Below are 20,809 nucleotides of genomic sequence, written 5' to 3' on the forward strand. Positions count from 1 at the left end.
GGTTTGCCACTGTATCCATAGTGGCAAACCGACTTTTGGTGAGCGAGGGTTAACCAAAGGTTTGTCGTAAGCCTTTGGCTTTGTCTGCGTTGTATTTGAGCTCTAATATTGAGTTTTCAACTTCAGTTAACGCTGACAAGTTGGAGTTTGCTGCATGGTTGATTTCATACACTCCGTTGTTTATTTCATTAACGACTTGTTTTTGTTGATCAGCTGCCACTGCATTTTGCTGCGCCAAGGATTGGATGTGGCTCACTGATTGGTAAATATTCTCTAGGTGCCCAGCAGACTCTTGGGTTTCATTGGCGCAATCTTGTGCTTGTTCACGGCTCTGCTCCATCTGTTTGGCCCAGTCGCTGAGCATGTTGAACATCTTATCAACACTGGTTGAAATGCTATTGGTCGATACTTGGGTACGGCTCGACAGGGCGCGCACTTCATCGGCGACCACGGCAAATCCGCGTCCCTGTTCACCGGCTCGAGCAGCTTCAATGGCCGCATTAAGCGCTAATAGGTTAGTTTGCTCGGCAATGGCATCAATCTCACTCATGGCATTGGCCACCTGCTCAGCCTCTTTGTTTAGTTGCTGAGCATTTTCGGCTGCTACCGTGACAGAATCGGTCAAGGCGGCAATGCTATTGGCATTGGTTTGCATCTTATCGCGACTTTCTGCACACAGTTGATAAGTTTGCTCAATATGATCTGAGGTCGATTGAGTATTAGTTGCTACCTCGCCAATTGTGGCACCCATTTCCTCCATTGCACTGGCTATCTGCTCAATTTGGCGGTTCTCTTTATCTATCCCCGCATGGGTCTGGTTTGCTGCGACAATCAACTGACTGGCTATATCATTAATGGTGTTGGCGCTGTCTTGGTTGCGACCCAGCACCCCTTGTAACTTGGCTTCTTTCATCAGCATTTGAAAATCTAATAGTGATGATGTATCTCGACCGCAATAGATAAATCGACTCACTGAGTCATAGCTTTGCTTCATTGCCATCAGTTTGGCTGGCACTCGAAACGCCTCGTCATAGAAAATCGCTAAATTAATGGCCATCAATAAACAGCCAGCAACAATCACTTGCCAACCGAATAGATAACCTGCAAGCGCTAAACCTGCGGTGGCACTGATGGCAGAGAGAATACGTTTATTGTTTAGGCTCAAAGGATCGTTTACGGCTTTACCTGAGTTTAATCTTTGGTAGATTTTCTCTGCGGCGGTGACGTATTGCTGCTTAGGTTTTACTCGGACTGACTGGTAGCCAATCACTTTGCCATGTTCATATAAAGGTGAAACAAATGCGTCGACCCAGTAAAAACGTCCATCTTTGCAGCGGTTTTTGACCACACCACGCCAAGATTGGCCGGCATTAAGCTTTTGCCAAAGATCAGCAAAGGCGGCTTTTGGCATATCTTGATGGCGAATAATGTTGTGATTTTGACCAATCAACTCTTGTTGTGAATAGCCGGAAATATCCAGGAAAGTTTGATTAATGTAGGTAATTTTACCTGAAAGATCGGTGCTAGAAATTAATTCGTCGTCGGCTGCGAGCTGCACTTCCCGCTTCGATAGGCTTACTTGCTGTCGGGTCATAATCTACTACTCAGAAGTTATTGTAGGTTTCACAGGTGTTATTTTTATGGCTTCGATATTATCATTTAAACACTTGTTTTGTTAGGTGTATCACATAAAAACCACAATTGTGATGTGGATTAGTTTTTCCTGTGTTTTTGCGGTAGATTTCACCTTACAAATAACATGCTGTGCTACTAATCTGAGCTTTATTAGCGAATGCTGCTTTGTCTTTTTTTATGAACAATCTGCCTTTACAGTCAGTTTTTACGTTGCGGTAAAATCGCCCGCTAGGATTGAAGTAATAGTTAGTCATTGACCACATTGTAAATATTTCAGGCTAGACCTTAGTAACAAAATCTGTTTCCATAGACGTTTGTGGCATTTTATGTGTAGTGAATGTAATAACGATGATCTCAAGGCAACAAAAACTTTCTAAGCTCGCATTTCGGTTTGGCCTGCTTGGTTTGCTGGGTTTAGTGCTGGGTGTAACCGTTGCCACGCTATCCTTCACCGATGTTGATGGTCACGGTTTTAGCTTTTTCAATTATTCAGTCAGTGAGCTTGGGCATTACGGTCATTCAGCTGGTGCTGTGTTACTTAATGGTGGGCTATTTTTCGGTGGGCTGAGTTTAGTGCTGTTTTGTTTGTTCGCTATGCAGATAAGTGATAGCCCTTGGCTTGTGCCTTGCTTTTTGTTGTTAGGCGGCTGTTTTTTATCTTTAGCCGTGGTGGGGTTGTTTCCGATTAACGTCTATCACTTGCATAACAAAGCTATGCATTGCTTCTATTACTTTGGTTTTAGTAGTAGTTTGACCTACCTGTTTTACAGTGCGTTTGCCAAGCGCCGATTTGCTTCGTTAGGCAGTATTTTTTGGGCCTTTTTGACTTGGGTGAGCTTTACGCTGTCGTTATTATTAGCACATCTAGATATTGGCATTGCGGTCAATGGTAAACCGTTTTATCAAGAGATGGTGATGGCACAGCCTAGACCTGAACTGTGGTGGCCAGCCTTGATTGAGTGGATCAGCGTAGGTTTGTTTGTATTGTGGGTGTTCTCGCTGGTTTGGAGCCAGCGAGAGTCAAAAGCCTAAGTGATTAGCCGGCTAAGCTGTTGTTAAATCCTGGTTGGCCATGCCAGTAACCGTCACAAGATAAATCCCGCTCCTCTTTACTGTTTAACGACTTTTCGGTTATCAGTTGCTGGGCCAGCTCTATACTGTCTAGCGATGACGGCGATACCCTAAAATAGCTCACACCCATTGCTTGCATCTTGTGAAACTCATTACGTAAATCAATAGCTTGAGCCGACTGAGTTTGAATGCCATTAATACGCAGTAGTGGCTGATTCTCTTGGGTTTGCGCTAATAAGCCTTTGGCGTGGTCGATACAAGCAATCTTACAGGCATCTTTTTGGCGTCCCAGCTGTCTCGCGGTAAAGCAACGCGCTGAATGGGCGAGTGGTAGATAGCCATGGCCAAAAACTTCCGCTTCAAATTGGCGCTTAGTGCTGTCAGAGAGAATGTGTCCTAGCCAATGCTTGGAAAGCTCTACCGGCATAACAAAACGTTGCATGCCCCAGCTTGCCAGTTTATTGAGTGTAGCGAGGTTGTAATTATTAATGCTGGGCCCACAAACAAAGGGCAACCCTAAAGACTTAGCAACCGATACCGCTCCCATGTCGTTAGCTTCAATAGTAAATTCACCATTGTCGATATGTTTACTTAACTCAGTAAACTCTGACGGAGCTTCAATGAGCGCTAGCGTTGATAGCACCACTTGCTTACCACTTTCACGCAATTGCTGGGCGATTGCCATATAGTCGGAAAACTTGATCTCTCGACGACGACTACAGACGGTTTCCCCCACATATACCAGCGGGATATCGCTGTCAGCGACTTGCTGATAGAACTTTGTGACTTTAGCTTTGGACCAACAGTAAAGTAGTGGCCCAAGAGAAACATTAAGGGTATTTTCCATGATTATTGCCATGCTCGCTCGTAAGCGCCTAGTGTCGTGGTTTGGCCTTCAGAGACTTTAGCTAAAGCGGCATCCCATTGTGATTGGCACTGATAAGCCTGTGGATCATTAAGATAGGTATCAATAGCTTGTCGCCACACCTTGGTGACTTGTTCCACATAGGCTGGGCTGCGCTGGCGGCCCTCTATTTTAAGCGATACCACATTAGCTTTGGCCAGCTCCGGCAGCAGGCTTAGGGTATTAAGGCTAGTTGGTGACTCAAGAATATGGCTTGGTTTGGCATTCTCTGCGGTGGTATAGCGACCTTTGCACACTACCGGATAACCCATTTGTTCATCCACACTGGACTCGTCAATCAGGACGTTATTGAGCCGGGTTTGGCGGCTCGCGCCGACTTCTTGCCAACGAACATGTTGCGCCGGTGAGCATGAACCACCCGTGTTGGGAGATTGCCCTGTGACGTATGAGGATAAATGACAGCGGCCCTCGGCCATAATGCATAAGCTGCCAAACGCAAACACCTCTAAATCGACGGGGCTGACTTTAGATAGATCGCGTACCTGTTTCATCGATAAAACTCGAGGCAGTACTGCGCGTTCAATGTTGAACTCTTTCTTATACAAGTTCAGTGCACCTAGATTGGTTGCACTGGCTTGCACAGATAAATGTAGCGGCAAATGTGGGTAACGGCTGTGGGCATAATCTAACAGTGATAAATCCGCCATAATTAGCGCATTGACGCCCGTATTGGCGGCTAAATCAATGGCATCGTACCAGCGTTGCTCTTCACCTGGTTTAGGGAATGTATTGATGGTGAGAAAAATCTTTTTCCCTAATGACTGGGTGTACTGTGCTGCTTGTTGTAGTTTTTTCGGCGTAAAGTTTAGGCCGGCAAAAGAGCGTGCATTGGTGTCGTCTTTTAACCCTAAATAGACCGCATCAGCCCCAGCGTTGAGCGCCGTTTTTAGCGAAGCCAGATTCCCTGCTGGACATAACAGCTCCATGATGGTGTTCTCCCACAAAAAGACTGGAGTTTAAAACCGTTTGCAGATCGAATTGTTGATGTAAAACAGGTTTGTGATCATAAAATCTGGTTAAACTTGGTTTCTTTTTTTGACAAGCAGCACGTTTGCCGCTTATTTCATCAACCGAGCGTTTCGGTTCGTTGACGCTATCCCTTGAACGTTATGGAGTATTCCCTTTGATGCAATCGCGTTTATTTGCCCATGCCGCCAAACAGCTGCTTAACCATGGACCACAAATCGTCGCTAAACCGCTGCAGTTGGTTCCTTTTGCTGTAAAAGGCCAAGCTTTACAGTCAATGCTGAGTCTAATCCTCAAGCAGCAGATAATTGATGAAGAACTGGATTTTCTTGAGCAACGTTGGGTGGGGATTAACATCACCGATATGGACTTACGATTTGAAGTGAGTTTCGATGGTCAAATCTGTGTTGCACCCAGTGGTAACGCCGAAGTGGTATTTAGTGGCAATTCCAAAGATCTGTTGCTCATTGCTGCGGGCAAGGAAGATCCCGACACGCTGTTTTTTCAACGTAAGCTAACAATTGAAGGCGATACAGAGCTAGGTTTAGAGGTAAAAAACCTGTTATTGGGGGTTGAGTTTGACACTATGCCTGCGCCGCTAAGAGATAGTATCGATAAGCTTGCCGAGCTATTACAGTATTTACAACGTCAGGCACCCATTAACGCTTAAATGATGCGCTGCGCCATTGATGTTGTTGGCGCAGCCTTTTATTGGACTGTTATAACGGCGCTTGTTTATTTTTTACCTATCCATTGGCTGAGTAACGTAATGCTCAAATGACCGATTGTTGCGGCAATGGCGGCATAAAGTAAAGTGGGGATAAACCAGCTAATGGCGGTGTCATACAGCATTGACCACTGCGTTGAGTTGCCGTCATAAAAAATACCGCCGGGATTTTCGACCCATTCCCAAACCGTAATCACTAATGTGACTATGCTGGCAACAAACAAGCCGAATGCTAAACCAAATGACCAACAATGTTGGCCTATGCTCGTCCAATTCATCAAATGCCTGACATCCTACTAAATAATTATCTTGCTAGGGTAAAGACTGTAGCTTAACTGTCTATGAAGCCTTAACCATTAAATTCGCTAGCCTTGAGTTTGGCGCAGTTCAAATAATTAAGGCCCAAGCAAAGTGACTTCGCTTGGGCCTCTAGCTAGCTGTTTCTTTGCAGGGAAAAAGCGAACTGATAACATCTTATAACACTTGTATCCCAGAGTGCTAGCGGTTTTTGCTATAAAACTGCCGAGTGTGACCTAAGCTAAAGTTAAGCTTAAGTTAATTGAGAGATCACGATTTGCAACAGATAAAAAAGGGCTCAACCTTAGGTTGAGCCCTGAGCGCATTTTCTACTTGCAGGGAGAAAATGTATAGCAATTAATTGCAGTAACGGTTGCCGTTACAACGCGTTGGTAAAGATTTGGCAGATTTCAGCATGGGTCGCTTGTTGTGGGTTAGTTAGCCCGCAAGCATCTTTTAATGCATTATCAGCCAGCGTTGGAATATCCTCTGCTTTCACGCCCAACTTGGTGAGGTTTTCAGGAATATGCACCGCGACAGACAATGCTTTAATCGCGTCAATAGCGGCTTGGGCACCTTGTTCATCACTCATGCCACTGACATCAACGCCCATTGCTTTAGCAACATCTTTTAAGCGAGGCGCGGCCACTTGTGCGTTGTATTCTTGTACATGTGGCAGTAACAGCGCGTTACAGACACCATGTGGCAAGTCGTAGAAACCTCCGAGCTGGTGAGCCATAGCGTGCACATAGCCTAAACTCGCATTGTTAAAGGCCATGCCTGCAAGGAACTGGGCGTAAGCCATTTGATCGCGAGCATCAATGTTTTGACCATTTTCAACGGCTTCAACTAAGTTACCTTTAATCAGCTCAATGGCTTTAATTGCACAAGCGTCAGTAATCGGGTTAGCCGCAATCGACACATAGGCTTCAATGGCATGGGTTAATGCATCCATACCTGTCGCAGCCGTCAGCCCCGCGGGTTTGGCCAACATAAGTTCAGGGTCATTAACTGATAAAATGGGCGTAGTGTGCTTATCTACAATGGCCATTTTAATGTGACGTTCTTCATCGGTAATAATGCAGAACCGGGTCATTTCACTGGCGGTACCGGCAGTGGTGTTAATGGCCACTAACGGTAGTTGAGGCTTGACTGAGACATCTAAGCCTTCATAGTCTTTGATGCTGCCGCCATTGGTTGCCACTAATGCAATACCTTTTGCGCAGTCGTGTGGAGAGCCGCCACCGAGAGAGACCACAAAGTCACAGTCATTAGCGGTTAGAAGTTTAAGGCCTGCTTCAACGTTACCCACGGTTGGGTTAGGTTGCACGCCGGCGAAAATGACAGAGCTAACATCAGCTTGGCCTAACTTTTCGGTCACTTGCGCGACCAATCCGATATCTACCAAAGGTTGGTCGGTGACAATAAGCGCACGCTTAAAGCCTAAGGTTTTAATATCACTAATCGCATCATCGACAGCGTTTTGGCCTAGTACGTTTACAGATGGGATAAAAAATTTAGCAGCCATAAAATTCACCTTTATGCTCAAAATTAAAAGTTGTTATCTTTATCTGGTAACTAAAGTACCAACCCCCATGGCCAAAAGGTGTGATCCGCGTCTGATTTGTCCGCGGATTAGCCATAGGGATGATGAGAAAGTCGATCTGTACGACTAATTTTGTAATTTTATGACAGAGTTGTAAAAACTGGCCTCTTATTAGCAGGTGAACAGCAAGCGCGTGACTGATTTCAATTAAGGGAAGCTAGGCTGGGATAGTTAATTAGTCTGAAATAGTCAATTAGTCTGAAATACTTATTTGATATCAAACAAGTTGCTATTAAAGCTGGCAGCCCTCTTCAGTTTGGCTATGTTTTTAACTGTAGAAGTTAATAATTAGAGAGCAATCTATGGATGATATTTCTAAGTTCTTAGACTTTCTGGCTGACGCCATTGTCATAGTCAATCGTCAATCACAGGTTGAGTTTGCCAACCGCTCTTGTGAGCGATTATTTGGTTATGGGCAAGGTGAAATGTTGGGACTATCGATTACCGATTTAATGACGCCAGAAAAGGTGCAGGGTCACCAAAATAAAGTGGCCACATTTATTGATAACCAGTCCCACTCAAGGCCGATGATGTCGCGCAATATTATGCCGTGTATTAACGCCAAAGGAGAAGGGTTTAACGCCCGTATCTCCATCTCTAATATTGAGTTCCACGGCCAAGCTTGTGGTATCGCGACCATACAAGATTACTCAACTGTGCAGGAGTTAATTAATGAACTGCGAAGCGAAGCGAGTACCGATCCGTTAACCGGGCTTTTCAATAAGCGGCATTTAGAAAATGTCATGAGCAAGCCCTACTTGGGGATTTACGATTCTGGATGTTTAGGGGTGGCTTACATAGATCTAAATGGCTTTAAGTTGATCAATGATAATTTAGGGCATGATGTTGGCGACAGTTTGCTGGTGGCATTATCGGAGCGTTTGCTGGTGCAATCGCGTAGCGACGATGTTTGTTTCCGCCTTGGCGGTGATGAGTTTTTAGTTCTATTTAAGATTAATCATCATCAGCATTATCAACAAGAGGCCAATGGTATTGGTCGCAAACTGCACCAGTTGCTTACCCAAGAGGTGCAAATTGAAGATCAGCAACAACCTATTAGGGTAGGAGCAAGCATTGGTATCGGTATAGTGCCCCATGATGATAAAGACCTAGCACGGGTTATCGCACTTGCTGACAACGCCATGTACCTTAGTAAAACCGAGAGACAACCTTATGTGTTGGTAGAAGCGCTTTGTAATCATGAAACCTAGCTGCATAAACAAAATTTGCTGAGATCACGTGTGTTGCTCAAATTAGAGTTTCATTCAATCTGACTATTCAATTGAAAATTCGATTTTGAAATAGCTTAGCCTTTCACAAGCAAGGAATTCAATTGTTGTGTAATTGTTAATTTGGTGGAGGTATAATATCCTCAACATTAAGAGCTTTGTGCTGATTTCAGCGCTCAAATAGCCTTTAACCTATTCAGCACGAGTCAATTGCCAGCATGGAATCTACCAAGAGTTATTTATCGACTGGAAAAGCAAATGTATTGCTTAAAATTAACCAGCTTAATCAAGTGATAGTGGATTTTTGTGGCTATGTGTTGAGTATCGATAAGAACTTAATCATTGTGGATGCGAATGCTCATCACATCGATATTGAGAAAACCGTATTGGATATCGATGACACAGATGTCCTAACTGAGCTACAGCTGGGTAAACTAGGCGATCAAATCACTGCTGATAGCGCTGCAATCGCGTCTAGTAAAAAGCATGTCATGTTATTTACCTCCGGCTCAACAGGGCAGCCTAAGTGTATTAAACTCACCCCAGCTAAAGTCATGCAATCGGCGATGGATTTTTGTTTGTGGTTCAATATTGGATCGCGTTCAAAAGTGCTTTGTCTAGCGCCAATATCAACAATGACCGGCTTACGAACTCATTTATTCATGCCCATGATCAGTGAGTGTCAAATGTCATTGTTTTGCGAGGGCGACGCGAGTATTTTCGACTATCTTGCTATTATCGAAAAAGAGGCTGTGACCCATATTATTGTTGGGCCGCCATTTGTGCGAATGTTAGCAGTCATCGCGAAGCGGATTGCGCCGTCACAGCTAGTATCATTGCAGTACATTTTATGTACTGGGGCAAACCTGTCACAACAAGATGTAGCTATCATTCAGCAGTATTTCCCGATACAAGTTCTCAACTATTATGGATTAACTGAAACTTACGGTTTTTGCATCGCTCAAGGTGTAAATGACCCATGCTTAATAGACGGCGGTATCGGCAAGGCTGTTAATGGTGTTGAACTACAGATCCGTCAACCAGATAGTGAAGGTATTGGCTGTCTTACTGTCAAAAGTGAGCGGTTATTTTCGGGCTACTTAGGTCGAGAAGAAGGTGAAATAACTGAGTTCGATACAGGAGATTTAGCGAGCATAAGTGCCTGTGGTACGGTTGTTTTACATGGTCGAGCCGACGAGGCAATTAAACTCACGAGTACCGAATTGGTTTATCCTTATGATATTGAGCGGCTGTTGAAAGCGTGTGCGTATATTGACGATGTAGCAGTGAGCAAGCATACGGAAGGTTGGCAAGCAAGCATCGAGAGCTCGCTAGATAAAGCTCAGTTGCTAGAAAAAATGAAAACCGACCTTGACAAAAAATACATCCCACCACATTTTTCTGTCTCAACATGCTTACAGCGTACGGCGCTAGGTAAACTGCCACAAGCATTACTCAAGGATTGATGATAATGAGCACAAAGAGCTTGTCCACACTACTCTGGGACAGCATGCAAAGCCAAGCTAGCGCGAGACGTCAATTTGGTTATGTCGCTAACCAAGAACTTTCATATGCTCAGTTAGTTAAAACAATCAAAAAGCTCTCTGGCTTTTTCGCTCAACATAGCATTGAGCGCATTGCTATTGTGTGTACTGACGAGTGCTATACCGCTGAAATAATGTTAGCGGCACTATTAAATGGTGTGGTATTTACTGTGCTTGACGGTGACATTAAGCAACCAAGGTTTGATGGCATAATACAACGTTTTAAACCGGATCATATTTTTGTCGATGAGATGTCGGCTTTGACGGTTAGCACTGAGTTTACAATCACTAGCAAAGCTAAGCCTAGCTCGATACTCTCAAACTTATTCGGTCAATCTCAAAATAACCAGTGTTATCCATACATATTAAAGCACTACCAAGCTTGCGTGCCTAATGTGGTACACAATAATACACAGGCCTATGTTTTATTTACTTCAGGTACGACATCAAAGCCCAAAGGAGTAATGATTTCTGTGCAAGCATTGGCAAGCCACCTTGCTACGCTCAAGCAGGTTTATCAATATAGTCAACACAGTCATATTTTAAATGCACTGCAACTATCCCATGCCGATGGCTTGGTTCAGGGGCCAATTCTCGCAGCTTACCTAGGTATAAAGTGGTCACACCTTGGTCAATTTGATATTGCCAATGCGGAAAGTATTTTTGATCATATAGTTGCTCAAGAGGTGACTCATTTTATTACCGTTCCCGTTGTGTTGGCATTACTTAACAAGTACGGCCCCTCTGATGATGCGTTCAGCGGTGACATATTTTATTGCGTGGTGTCTACGGGCGGAGCACTGTCAGCACAGTTATGGCAAAGCTTTGAACAAAAATATGCCACAAAGGTCAGCAATTTATACGGCTTGACTGAGACTTGTGTTGGTGGCGTATTTACCACAGTAGGTGACGCAGAAAATAGCTATGGCAGGATAGGCCGACCAGTAGACATGCAATATGCGCTAGGTTCGCCATTTGAACCACAGGAGCTAAATGAAGGCCTACTTTGGTTAAGTGGTGACAATATTATGGATGGCTACCTTGATGCACCCAAAGAGACTGTAAAGGTGTTAGTTGATGGCTGGCTAAATACCGGAGATATCGCCAAGCGCCATGAGGATGGCAGTTTGTCGATTATTGGTCGTGAGAAAGAGTTAATTAATGCTGGTGGCTACGCGGTTTACCCTCAAGAAATTAATGAATCTTTATGTAGTCATCCAGATGTTGAAAATGCCTACACGACTTCGCGTATTGACGATTTATATGGCGAATATATTGTGTCGCTGGTCGCGACGAGTATGAGCGGTAGCGAACCGATTATTGCGCATGTTAGAAGTACTCTCGAAGCGCATAAGGTTCCAAGGTCGATCTATATAACTGACAAGTTACCATTAGGGCCCTCTGGTAAAGTTATCAAAGCGAGTGCTGAGGCGTTAATCGATGAAAAACAACCACAAATTGAAGTCGCGGCAAGTCAAGATGAAGACAAATTGTTGGCTATTGCAGCGAAAATTTTTAATTTGCAGCAAACCGAGTTATCCATCAGCTCAAGTAGTCAAAATACACCGGGGTGGGATTCTCTAGGGCATTTGATGCTAGTTACGGAAGCTGAAGAACAGTTCGGTGTTCAATTAACGCCTATAGAGATCATGAAAGCCACCTCGTTACAGCAACTGCTGGCATTGATAATCAGCAAATGAAAAATCTGACGATTATCCTTATATGGTCATCAGTATTGCTACTTGTGCTGCTGGGGTTACGTTATAGCTGGCAATCAACATTTACCCTGAGTGAAAGCAAAGTAGCTCTTATTAGCAAATGGATTACTGCCGCAACCCATCAACAAAGCGAAGAACTGCAAGAAGCTAATTTAAAGGTGGTAATTATCGGCACCAGCTTAACTCAGGCGGGGTTCGATACAACCAAAAATACCAGTGAGCAACTTTCTACACCAAATCATAAGTTGGCACTATCGAAAATCACTGTGGGCGCCGCCGCTGCAACTGAGCTTGAAGCGGTGCTTATTCATGCTTTGGCACTGAAGCCTGACTTAATTTTGATAGAGATTAACCCTTGGACCTTGAGTTTTGGCGGGGGTCATCATTTTTCGTTGCACCGATTATGGTTGGCCACCATGGTGCAACAAGGGGCGGGATTCATACCCATTCGATTTCATCAAAGCGAACCTAGTTCTCGTAGCGAGGTTTTTGTCAAAGCTAATCCAGCTGGCATGCAAAAGTTTCAGGGGTTTATGCCAACCAATCGGCCTTTTTCTTCGCTTGCGATACAAGCGCTCGCCAGTCGGACAGATCAGATTGATATTAAATTTTTCTATCCGGGCATGGCCTCCGAGCTCGCTTCGAGAAAAGGTAAGGCATGGCAAGTTGCCCTTGAAAAGGCCCACGAAAAAATCAGTCGACAAACAGGAATAAGCTTATTACCAGCGATTAATAACCTTAGTTATCAAAACTATACTGATTTAGTGCATGTTAATCGACAGGGGGCTCAAGTATATATGGATTGGCTTGAAACTGTGATTAGTGAGTATCGCTAATGACTGAGCAAATCATATATCTTAATGCGGGAATCTTCATGGCGATATGGCTTAGCTTGATACTCAAGCCAAGTTGGCAAATGAATGGCTTTCTCATTAGTACGCTCTTACTGCTGGTTTTTATCTCACAAACTACCGCGGTGGCACTGCTACTGTTTAGCAGTTTGATATACGCTTGTGGTCACTTGTTTATACATTCCCATAGGAAAACGGCCATTTTTGTTGGCATTGCTGTTAGTGTGCTGGTATTTATCGGGGCGAAAACCTTACATGCCCAAGGGAACCAGGTTGTGTTTATCGGCGTTATTTACGTCGTGTGCCGGCAGATACATTTTTTGGTGGATACGCTGAAAAATAGCACATTATCTTGTGGATATTTATCCTATCTGCGTTATCAGTGTTTTTTGCCATGTCTCATTGCTGGCCCTATTCACCGTGCAGATGATTTTGAACGGCAGTTACGTCGTAGAAAAGTATCTTTGATGGCGATCTCAAATGGCTTAGAGCGAGTCGTTTGGGGGCATTTTAAGGTCATTGTGCTAGCTGCCGCTTTGGTTAACCATATTGAGTTGCACAGTTTGTTGTGGTTACAGCACCCCTATACAACAGCACTGGTTTCCAGCCTATTTGATTGGATTAAGTTGTATCTCGTTTTCAGTGGTTTTGCCGATATCGCTATTGGCTTTTCCTTGATGTTAGGGATCACGATCAAGGAGAACTTTAACTTTCCTTTTGTGAGTCAAAACATTAATGAATTCTGGCAACGTTGGCATATCAGCTTGTCTCAGTGGTGTAAGAGCTATGTTTTTGCTCCAGCGTTAGCAGTGAGTCGGTCTGTGTTCTTTGCCTCGGTATTGACCATGGTGGTGATTGGCTTGTGGCATGAATTTTCAATGCGTTATGTGTTGTGGGGGATCTATCACGCAACAGGGTTAATTGGCTATCAATGGTATAGTCGGCAAACGTGGCGGCCTCAGTTGCCAAAAGTTATCGCGGCAGTGTTAACCTTGTTGTTTGTCATTTCTAGTTATCCGATAACTTTATATATCAACCAACAAATTATGGGTTGGTTAGGGGGATAAATGAGTAAGATGTATCAAAGCTTGCAGGAAAGGCTACCGAACTGGCTGGCCGCATTAGTGACTGTGGTCATTTTGGTATTGGCAATTTTACTCATTTATACCTATTCATTATTGAATCCCGAAGGCATCGGATACATCAACATATGATCAGCATATTCTCCTGCCCACTTTGTGGGAGTGACTTAAGTCAAACGGCAAGCATATTAGCGTGTCAGCAAGGACATCAGTACCCCCAAATTAATGGTCAGTTGTATTTCTTGCCTTTATATCAAAATGATAGCTGGACAGTTGAACAGATAGAAGCGTTACAAAATCAGTTAGCGAACAGTACTTTTTTACAGTATATGCAGCTTAAAAAACGTCGACAGATTATCGAGCCCTACGCCGCATTTCAGCCATTTAATGAATCTTTTCAGGCGCTGTTAAATAGTATTGATGCGCTAAAAAACTACTTAAAACCCGGTGATGTCATTTTGGATACATGGTGCCGAACGGGCTGGAGTGGGGACTTTTTAGCAAATTTATTCCCAGAACAATCAGTTATATCTATATGGGAAGGAGATAATTCTGTACTTGGTTACAAAGGATATCAAGCCTTATTCACGCCACAGGCTCGGGCTACTAACCATACTGTTATTTTCCATGAACCCAATAAACGTCTGCCGTTGAAAGATCAAAGTGTAGCGTTCTGCTTTGCTTATGACAGCTTGCACCGCTACCGAGGTATTATTGATGAAGCTTACCGGGTAACTAAGCGAGATGGCATCATCAATTTCGCCCATGTGCACCTCGCTAATGCTGAGCCAGTGCCGTTTTTTGAACGAGGTGGAGAATACCGTTATGGTCTTGATTATCAGCAGCAGTTTGAAAGTCATCAACACAATGATGGAAGAAAAGTAAATGTTCTGAGTGAGTTAGATGTCTACTCAACGGAACAATACACAGAAATGAGCACGACACCAGATACTGAGCACTACAATGGATACATTTGGATTGCCCAGCAACAGCATTGTTATTTAACTTCAGCTTTTATTGATATTCAGGCTAGCAATGCAGTGTTTTTTAATCCGTTAATGGCGGTTGATGACTCGGGAAGATTGAGCATCAACCGAAATAACGACAACAACCGACATATGTTGGAGCGTCATCCATTTTTAAATCGAGCCTATGAAGCTGTCTCGGCTATACCTGAGTCAATCGTTGCAAAACTGCCGCTCTTTAAGCAGTTCACCTCTATTGAACAGTTGCAGCGGGCGCAATTATCGACAGCTCAAATCGAGTCTCTTATCAAACACAAAGTGTTGTTTTCGGCCCCCTTGTCAAACGCAATGTTAGCGGCACAAGCGATGCACATGAACGCAGAACTACCGGCCGCAAAGCTGACTTAAGCTAGACGGTGAATTTATTCAGTAGTTGTTGCTGCTGGTTCACTTGCTCAACGAGCTCTCGGTTGGTGCAGAGCTGACTTTCAGAGAATTCACCGACACTGGTACTGATATCGTTAATGTTATTGGTGTTGAGGTTAATCTCTTCTGCAACCACACTTTGCTCTTCAATCGCTGCGGCAATTTGAATATTTCTATCCATTATGTCTTTCACAGATTCAGAGATCTCTTGCAGTGCAGTGCTGGCGGTATAAGCATGATCAACGCATGTTTGGGCTTTTTCTTTGCTGTCTTGCATGGCTTGTTGTACTTGCGCCGACGCCGATTGTATTTGATCTATAGTGCTTTTGATTTCGGTGGTTGATTCTTGTGTGCGTGAAGCCAAGGTGCGCACTTCGTCGGCAACCACGGCGAAACCCCGTCCTTGCTCGCCTGCGCGGGCCGCTTCAATGGCCGCATTTAAGGCCAATAAGTTGGTTTGCTCGGCAATGCCGTTAATAACAGACAATACTTGCTCAATGTTAGTGCTGTACTCAGCCAGTTGGTCACTGACGCCTTGCGAGACACTAATGGTGTCAGATAGCTGACCGATATAGTTAGAGGTCTCGGTGAAGGTGATTTGGCTTTGGTCGGTGCGCTCGTTCACTGAGGTTATTGAACTGGCCGCTTCTTGGGCGCTGCTGGCAATATCGGCAGAGGTGGCTGTCATTTCATTCATCGCTGTGGCTAAGCCCTCAATCAGCGCTTTTTGTTCGACCAACTGACTACCCGCTTGGGTTGCTAGATCCGTTGAGTCGTTGCTGTGATGCACGACTGAGTCAGCCTTTTGTTTAATATCGACCACCAATGCCTGCATTGATGCGAGGAATAAATTAAAGTTGTTGGCAACCGCGCCGCATTCATCTTGATTCTTGATGGTTAATCTTTGGGTTAGGTCGCCTTCGCCAGATGCAATATTTTCAATGGCCTTTTCTAACTCGTTTAGTGGCATTAATAAGTGTTTGGCTAATTGTTTGAGTAGAAAGAAACAGATCACAATACTGAAGAAAGCCAACACGGTAGTTCGCCAAGTCAGATCTGTGAGTGCTTGATATACTTTGTCTTTATCAAGTAGCACCGCTAAATGCCAATTGATACCATTCGCTTGTGGCAGTGGGTAAAAATACAATAGTTTGTCGACACCTTGGTGCTCAATTTCGATTATTTGTTGGCTAGTTGCTGGGGAATGTTGATAGACGTTATTGGTGTTTTTACCATTATAATCCGCTTGTGGATGGGTGATGATATTACCTTGCCCATCAGCGATAAAAGCCAGTCCTGTTCCATCAAAGTTGATGGTGTTGACGGTTTCAGCAATGGTACCAAGGCTTAAATCACCGCCTATTACCCCTTGAAAGCCAGACGCGGTTTCAACTTTAGTCACGATAGATAACAACATCTCTTTGGTTGCCGCATCTTGATAAGGTGCAGTAAATACGGTGTCGTTATTGTTTTGTGCTAAGGCGTACCACGGTTTTTGTCTAAAATCGACGCCGGCGGGATTTTGTCTGTTAGGGTTATTAGAACGTAACCCCGTTTCAGATTTCAGCGTGCCAAATACCAGTAAGAAGTCTTGTTTCACTGCAGATAAGGCTAACGTGTTTTGAAAGTTGTCTGTCGAGAAGTCTTGCTCGACAACGCTTTTTAACAGGTCGACTTGTCGACTTTTACCGGCTAACCAATTACCAATACTGGTGGTTAACAATGACGCGTTGTCTTGAATATAGGCCTGTGTTTTCTCTTCTAAAGTGGTTTTGATTGCCAGATCAGTGGTGATGGCAAGAAGGGAGACTACAACAAAGATGACGATACCTGAGGCGACAGAGAATTTGGTTCTTATTTTCATTGCGCTAGTCCTTGTTTGGCCAAACAAACCCACATAGCAGCTTGCTATGACGGAATATTCACCTGCATATGGTACAAAAGTATAGTCTATACTTTTTTCATTGCTCGCTAGTTTTGGAATGAAATGATGCGTATATGGACTAAGGTGGTATGGCTGTTTTTTGGCAGTTTTTTAATGAGTTTCAATGTGTTGGCTACAGAGACAGAGATTACTCTTGAAATGCTCAAGCAGCAAGTCGACAAGTTACAACAACAGATAATCGCGCTCGAAAAATCCCAGCAAGCTCAACAGAACCATCCAGCTCAACAAGTTCAACAAAATCAGTTGCACAGCGACGTTGTGGCTGAAACCGATATAGCAACTCAAGACAAGCGCCAGCCAGTTACAGAACTCGCCGACGAAGTAGAAGCCCGCAATAAAGTGAGCGTTTATGCCACCATGCGCCCAACCTATGGTTATATTGATGAAAAAGGGGAGCAATTTTGGGATGTTAGAGATGCACTTAGCCATGCAGGGATAAAGGCGAGTAACGACTTTATGCCCGGTTGGCAGGCGATTTTACATGGCGAGTGGGGCATAGACTTATCCAATAACGGCGACTTTGGTAATGCACGCCGAGCTTATGTCGCGGTGGACAGTCCCTATGGTCGTTTAGGGGTCGGTAAGCAGCGGCCGCCGCAATATTTGTTGATTGCAGAATATGTGGATATTTTTAATCACGCTAATAGCCCGTTTTCTTATGATCCAGAAGGGATTTTCTTTGTGAACAATATGGTGACATACCGTATTGAAACCGGCGGTTTGAGTTGGCTAGCAGCAGGACAATTCGACGGTGACAGCGGCAATAATAATGCTGATATGGTCAACTTAGGTGTGAGTTATGACGTTGGTGGTTTTCATGGGGCTATATCTTACTTACAACAAGACAGCATTAGCGATAACCTGAGCCAAGGCGAAGATATTGTCTGGGCGGCAGCATTAGCTCACCAATTCGATATGGGGCTGTATCTTGCCGCAGCTTATCAAGATAAAACCTATAAAAGAGATGTCGTTGTCAGTGATAGAACTGGTCACACGATGGATATTTCTGGGGCTTATCGCTTAAGCCAAGCGTTCAGATTAAAGCTGGGCTATTTTGATTTTGACGATGGCTATCAAGCTCAATTGAGCCAAAAGTTCAATGGCTACAATACCACTTTAGAGTGGTTGCCAGATGAGCATTTAAGATTCCACTTGGAATATCTAGTTCGTGATTACGACTATCTTGATGACTTTAATTCCTGGTCTGTTGGCTTTCGTTATGATTTCGCCAAAGACTGGCGCTTTTAGGAATTGTCCTGGTGTTGGTGGGTAAAAGTAGTAAAATCAATATTTTATAGTTAGATCTCTTTGTTTTAATACATAACCTTGCTTATCATTTTAGCTAGTTGCGTTAGCATGAGCGTGACAAGATTATTGGTTGCTGGTCGTGCGCCGAATTGGTGAGATGACGCGCTACACTTGTGCATACCTAAAAATAGGTATGATCGGTCACTGCTGCTAAGCTTGGGCTTTGCGATAGTTATTTCCTAAGTTTTTTACTCTAAATTATTGTTATTTAAATAATTATGCCTGTCATGGTTCTGCAATTAAACTGTCTTTAAGCTGTTATCTGCCCTTGGCATGCTTAGTGCACTCTCAACAAGGTGTGTTAAGCAATAGGGCGGGTTCAATGGGATTGGATAAGTTGCTCTACTTACGGGGCGTGGGTGCAGAGTTTGTTGACTGTGATGGTCAACTAACCGCGATTCATGCCAACGATCGCTTGGCAATATTGCTAGCCATGTTGGCGAAGCCCGAGATAGACAATGCCATCATTACCCAGCAAATAGACCAACTTGATGTTCAGCCATGGCGCGATTTTCTCGCCCCTTTCCAATACTGTTTTGTGGACCAAGCTGCTGTGGTGCTGCACTTAGCAAAGCATGACAATCGGCCTATGACGATTACGGTGCGTTCGGCGGCATCAGAGCGCACCCCAGCACGGCAAATGCAGTGGCCAATTGATACTACTAAGCTGGTTGAAATTGGTGACTATCAAACTGAGCAGCAACGCTATATCCGTTATCGCTATCCGTTGGCCTCCCAAATAGCCCAGCTAACTGATACTGGTATGGGCTACCTACAACTTGAGTTACATATTGCTGGGAGTCTGGTCGCACAGGGCGAGTTACTGCTAGCCCCCCGGCACACTTTTGATGCTCTTCACGGTCAGGGCCAAGCTGAAGGGCGTGCAAAACGGCCAGCGAAACTAAGCCATAAGCCGTGGGGCGTGAGTGTTCACCTGCCCAGTTTGCGCAGTGATACCCAGTGGGGAATGGGTGATTTAGCCGACTTACAAGGGTTATTGGCTACGCTGGCAGCACGTCAATGTGATTTTGTGGTCATCAATCCTTTGCATGCGCTGGCATTAGATAAACCCAATGAACTCAGTCCTTACAGTCCGATTGATCGCCGTTTTATTCATCCTTTATATATTAGTATTGAGCAGGTTCCTGAATGCCGCTACGTGGCGGATTCGCTAACACTGACATATCAATCATCCAAGCACGAGTTAAATCAGAGCCCAACTATCGAAGTCCAGGCAGTATCTCGCTTAAAGCTTGCTGCGCTCTACCTCATTTACCAGTCATTTGTGCAATATGAGCTGTCAGTAAATAGTGTCAGAGCCCGAGCCTTTGAGCTGTTTGTTGAGCGAGGCGGGAAGAGTTTACAGGCCTACATTGACCATCAAGCAGATAGCCTCGCAGCGATTGCTGGCGAGAATGCTGAGCAATTTATCGCCTTTTTGCAATTTGAAGTCACTCGGCAATTGACGCAGACACAAGCGCTGGCAACAGAGCTGGGTATGGCGATTGGTCTTGTTGGCGATCTTGCCGTGGGAACCGTTGCCGATGGTGTCGAGGCCGCGCAGCACCCCAAGCTTTTTTGCGCTGCGGCCAGTATTGGCGCGCCGCCAGACCGTTTTGCTGCTAGAGGGCAAAACTGGGGGTTGGTGCCAATGCAACCCTGGGCGTTAAAAGCCACTGGCTTTGGCCATTTTCGTGAGCTGCTCGCAAGCAATATGCAGCATTACGGCGCGCTACGCATCGACCATATTATGGGATTATTACGGTTGTGGTGGTGGACGGCCCAAAATGCAAACGATCCCAGTGGTGCTTACGTCTATTATGATGCCGACGCGCTATTCGCCATATTAGCCTATGAAAGTCACGCTGCTAACTGCACAGTGATTGGCGAAGACTTAGGTATCGTGCCCGATGAGATACGTACCAAACTGCAGCAATTTAATATCTATTCTAACCAGCTGTTTTATTTCACTCGCCAATACGATCGCATTGTGTCTCCTGATCTGCACCAAGGCCACAGCTTAATGATGCTAGCTAACCATGATGTCCCTCCGTTAGCGGCTTGGTGGCGCAGTGATGATCTGCATCTGCAGCATTCTTTAGGCTTAATCACTACTTTGCAGTTGGAAGCCGCCGAGGTCAGTCGTGATTGCGACATACAGCAATTAGTCAAACGCTGGCGGTCATTGGGGCTACTGAACGACGTATCTGAGACCGTGGCTTTTGAGGCGATATTACCCGCTTGGCTAAGCGACAGCGCCAGCAGCGCAGCTGAACTGTTTAGCGTTCAACTATGCGATCTATTGTCTGAAACCGTTAGCAATAATATTCCCGGCACCAGCACTGAATACCCAAATTGGCGGCGCCGCTACTCAATGACAGTTAGCGAAATAAGCCGCAGCCCATTGATAGACAAACTGTTATCGCAAATCGCTCAGCAGCGAAACGCAGGTGCGAGTGCAAATGATGTGAGTACGCCGCGAGGTAACAGTCAGTCAGCATGAATTTAAAATTA

The 20,809-nt window shown here is 44.6% G+C and carries 17 protein-coding genes; 11 read left to right on the forward strand and 6 right to left on the reverse strand.

Annotated features, from left to right (window positions below; translation table 11 throughout):
- Window positions 1–49: 49 nt before the first annotated feature.
- Window positions 50–1,594 (reverse strand): methyl-accepting chemotaxis protein, encoded by a 1,545-nt coding sequence (locus FLM48_RS06120; RefSeq protein WP_179024043.1) that lies wholly within the window; start codon window positions 1,592–1,594, stop codon window positions 50–52.
- Window positions 1,595–1,983: 389 nt separating this feature from the next.
- Between FLM48_RS06120 and FLM48_RS06125 the strand changes: the two genes are divergently transcribed.
- Window positions 1,984–2,667, forward strand: a complete 684-nt coding sequence (locus tag FLM48_RS06125; protein WP_179024044.1) for a DUF998 domain-containing protein — start codon at window positions 1,984–1,986, stop codon at window positions 2,665–2,667.
- A 4-nt stretch (window positions 2,668–2,671) separates the two neighbouring features.
- On the opposite strand, the gene FLM48_RS06130 is transcribed toward FLM48_RS06125, so the two are convergent.
- Together FLM48_RS06130 and FLM48_RS06135 are read right to left on the reverse strand one after the other, a co-directional pair.
- Window positions 2,672–3,553, reverse strand: coding sequence for a U32 family peptidase (locus FLM48_RS06130; protein WP_179024045.1), 882 nt, complete (start codon window positions 3,551–3,553; stop codon window positions 2,672–2,674).
- A 2-nt stretch (window positions 3,554–3,555) separates the two neighbouring features.
- Window positions 3,556–4,557, reverse strand: coding sequence for a peptidase U32 family protein (locus FLM48_RS06135; protein ID WP_028772650.1), 1,002 nt, complete (start codon window positions 4,555–4,557; stop codon window positions 3,556–3,558).
- A 200-nt stretch (window positions 4,558–4,757) separates the two neighbouring features.
- On the opposite strand from FLM48_RS06135, the gene FLM48_RS06140 reads away from it, so the two are divergent.
- Window positions 4,758–5,267: an SCP2 domain-containing protein gene (locus FLM48_RS06140; protein WP_179026286.1), complete on the forward strand. Its 510-nt coding sequence runs from the start codon at window positions 4,758–4,760 to the stop codon at window positions 5,265–5,267.
- A 65-nt stretch (window positions 5,268–5,332) separates the two neighbouring features.
- Here the strand turns inward: FLM48_RS06140 and FLM48_RS06145 are convergent, their stop codons facing one another.
- Together FLM48_RS06145 and yiaY are read right to left on the reverse strand one after the other, a co-directional pair.
- Window positions 5,333–5,602, reverse strand: coding sequence for a hypothetical protein (locus FLM48_RS06145; protein WP_179024046.1), 270 nt, complete (start codon window positions 5,600–5,602; stop codon window positions 5,333–5,335).
- Between the two features lie 398 nt (window positions 5,603–6,000).
- A complete protein-coding gene (gene yiaY, locus FLM48_RS06150; protein ID WP_179024047.1) occupies window positions 6,001–7,149 on the reverse strand; it encodes an L-threonine dehydrogenase in 1,149 nt (382 codons plus the stop codon).
- 380 nt (window positions 7,150–7,529) lie between these two features.
- On the opposite strand from yiaY, the gene FLM48_RS06155 reads away from it, so the two are divergent.
- The 7 genes from FLM48_RS06155 to FLM48_RS06185 all read left to right on the forward strand — a co-directional run bounded on the left by FLM48_RS06155 (window position 7,530) and on the right by FLM48_RS06185 (window position 15,024).
- Window positions 7,530–8,438, forward strand: coding sequence for a sensor domain-containing diguanylate cyclase (locus tag FLM48_RS06155; protein WP_179024048.1), 909 nt, complete (start codon window positions 7,530–7,532; stop codon window positions 8,436–8,438).
- A gap of 281 nt (window positions 8,439–8,719) precedes the next feature.
- Window positions 8,720–9,922: a fatty acid--CoA ligase family protein gene (locus FLM48_RS06160; RefSeq protein WP_179024049.1), complete on the forward strand. Its 1,203-nt coding sequence runs from the start codon at window positions 8,720–8,722 to the stop codon at window positions 9,920–9,922.
- A 5-nt stretch (window positions 9,923–9,927) separates the two neighbouring features.
- A complete protein-coding gene (locus FLM48_RS06165) occupies window positions 9,928–11,700 on the forward strand; it encodes an AMP-binding protein (RefSeq protein WP_179024050.1) in 1,773 nt (590 codons plus the stop codon).
- Entirely contained in the window at window positions 11,697–12,554 is an 858-nt protein-coding gene (locus FLM48_RS06170; RefSeq protein ID WP_179024051.1) for a hypothetical protein, read from the forward strand. Before FLM48_RS06165 ends, FLM48_RS06170 begins: the two co-directional genes overlap by 4 nt.
- Window positions 12,554–13,636, forward strand: coding sequence for an MBOAT family O-acyltransferase (locus tag FLM48_RS06175; protein WP_179024052.1), 1,083 nt, complete (start codon window positions 12,554–12,556; stop codon window positions 13,634–13,636). The genes FLM48_RS06170 and FLM48_RS06175 overlap by 1 nt, the downstream gene beginning before the upstream one ends.
- Window positions 13,637–13,783: a hypothetical protein gene (locus FLM48_RS06180; protein ID WP_179024053.1), complete on the forward strand. Its 147-nt coding sequence runs from the start codon at window positions 13,637–13,639 to the stop codon at window positions 13,781–13,783.
- Window positions 13,780–15,024, forward strand: coding sequence for a hypothetical protein (locus FLM48_RS06185; protein ID WP_179024054.1), 1,245 nt, complete (start codon window positions 13,780–13,782; stop codon window positions 15,022–15,024). The genes FLM48_RS06180 and FLM48_RS06185 overlap by 4 nt, the downstream gene beginning before the upstream one ends.
- Before the next feature lies 1 nt (window position 15,025).
- On the opposite strand, the gene FLM48_RS06190 is transcribed toward FLM48_RS06185, so the two are convergent.
- Entirely contained in the window at window positions 15,026–16,906 is a 1,881-nt protein-coding gene (locus tag FLM48_RS06190) for a methyl-accepting chemotaxis protein (protein ID WP_179024055.1), read from the reverse strand.
- Window positions 16,907–17,029: 123 nt separating this feature from the next.
- Between FLM48_RS06190 and FLM48_RS06195 the strand changes: the two genes are divergently transcribed.
- Both FLM48_RS06195 and malQ read left to right on the forward strand, forming a co-directional pair.
- On the forward strand, window positions 17,030–18,235 hold the full coding sequence (locus FLM48_RS06195; RefSeq protein ID WP_256871066.1) for a porin: 1,206 nt from the start codon (window positions 17,030–17,032) through the stop codon (window positions 18,233–18,235).
- A gap of 382 nt (window positions 18,236–18,617) precedes the next feature.
- Window positions 18,618–20,798 carry a 4-alpha-glucanotransferase gene (gene malQ / locus FLM48_RS06200; RefSeq protein ID WP_179024056.1) on the forward strand — a complete coding sequence of 727 codons (2,181 nt, stop codon included), beginning with the start codon at window positions 18,618–18,620 and terminating at the stop codon, window positions 20,796–20,798.
- Window positions 20,799–20,809 lie beyond the last annotated feature (11 nt).

Source organism: Shewanella sp. Scap07 (assembly GCF_013394145.1).
GTDB classification, from domain to species: Bacteria; Pseudomonadota; Gammaproteobacteria; order Enterobacterales; family Shewanellaceae; genus Shewanella; species Shewanella waksmanii.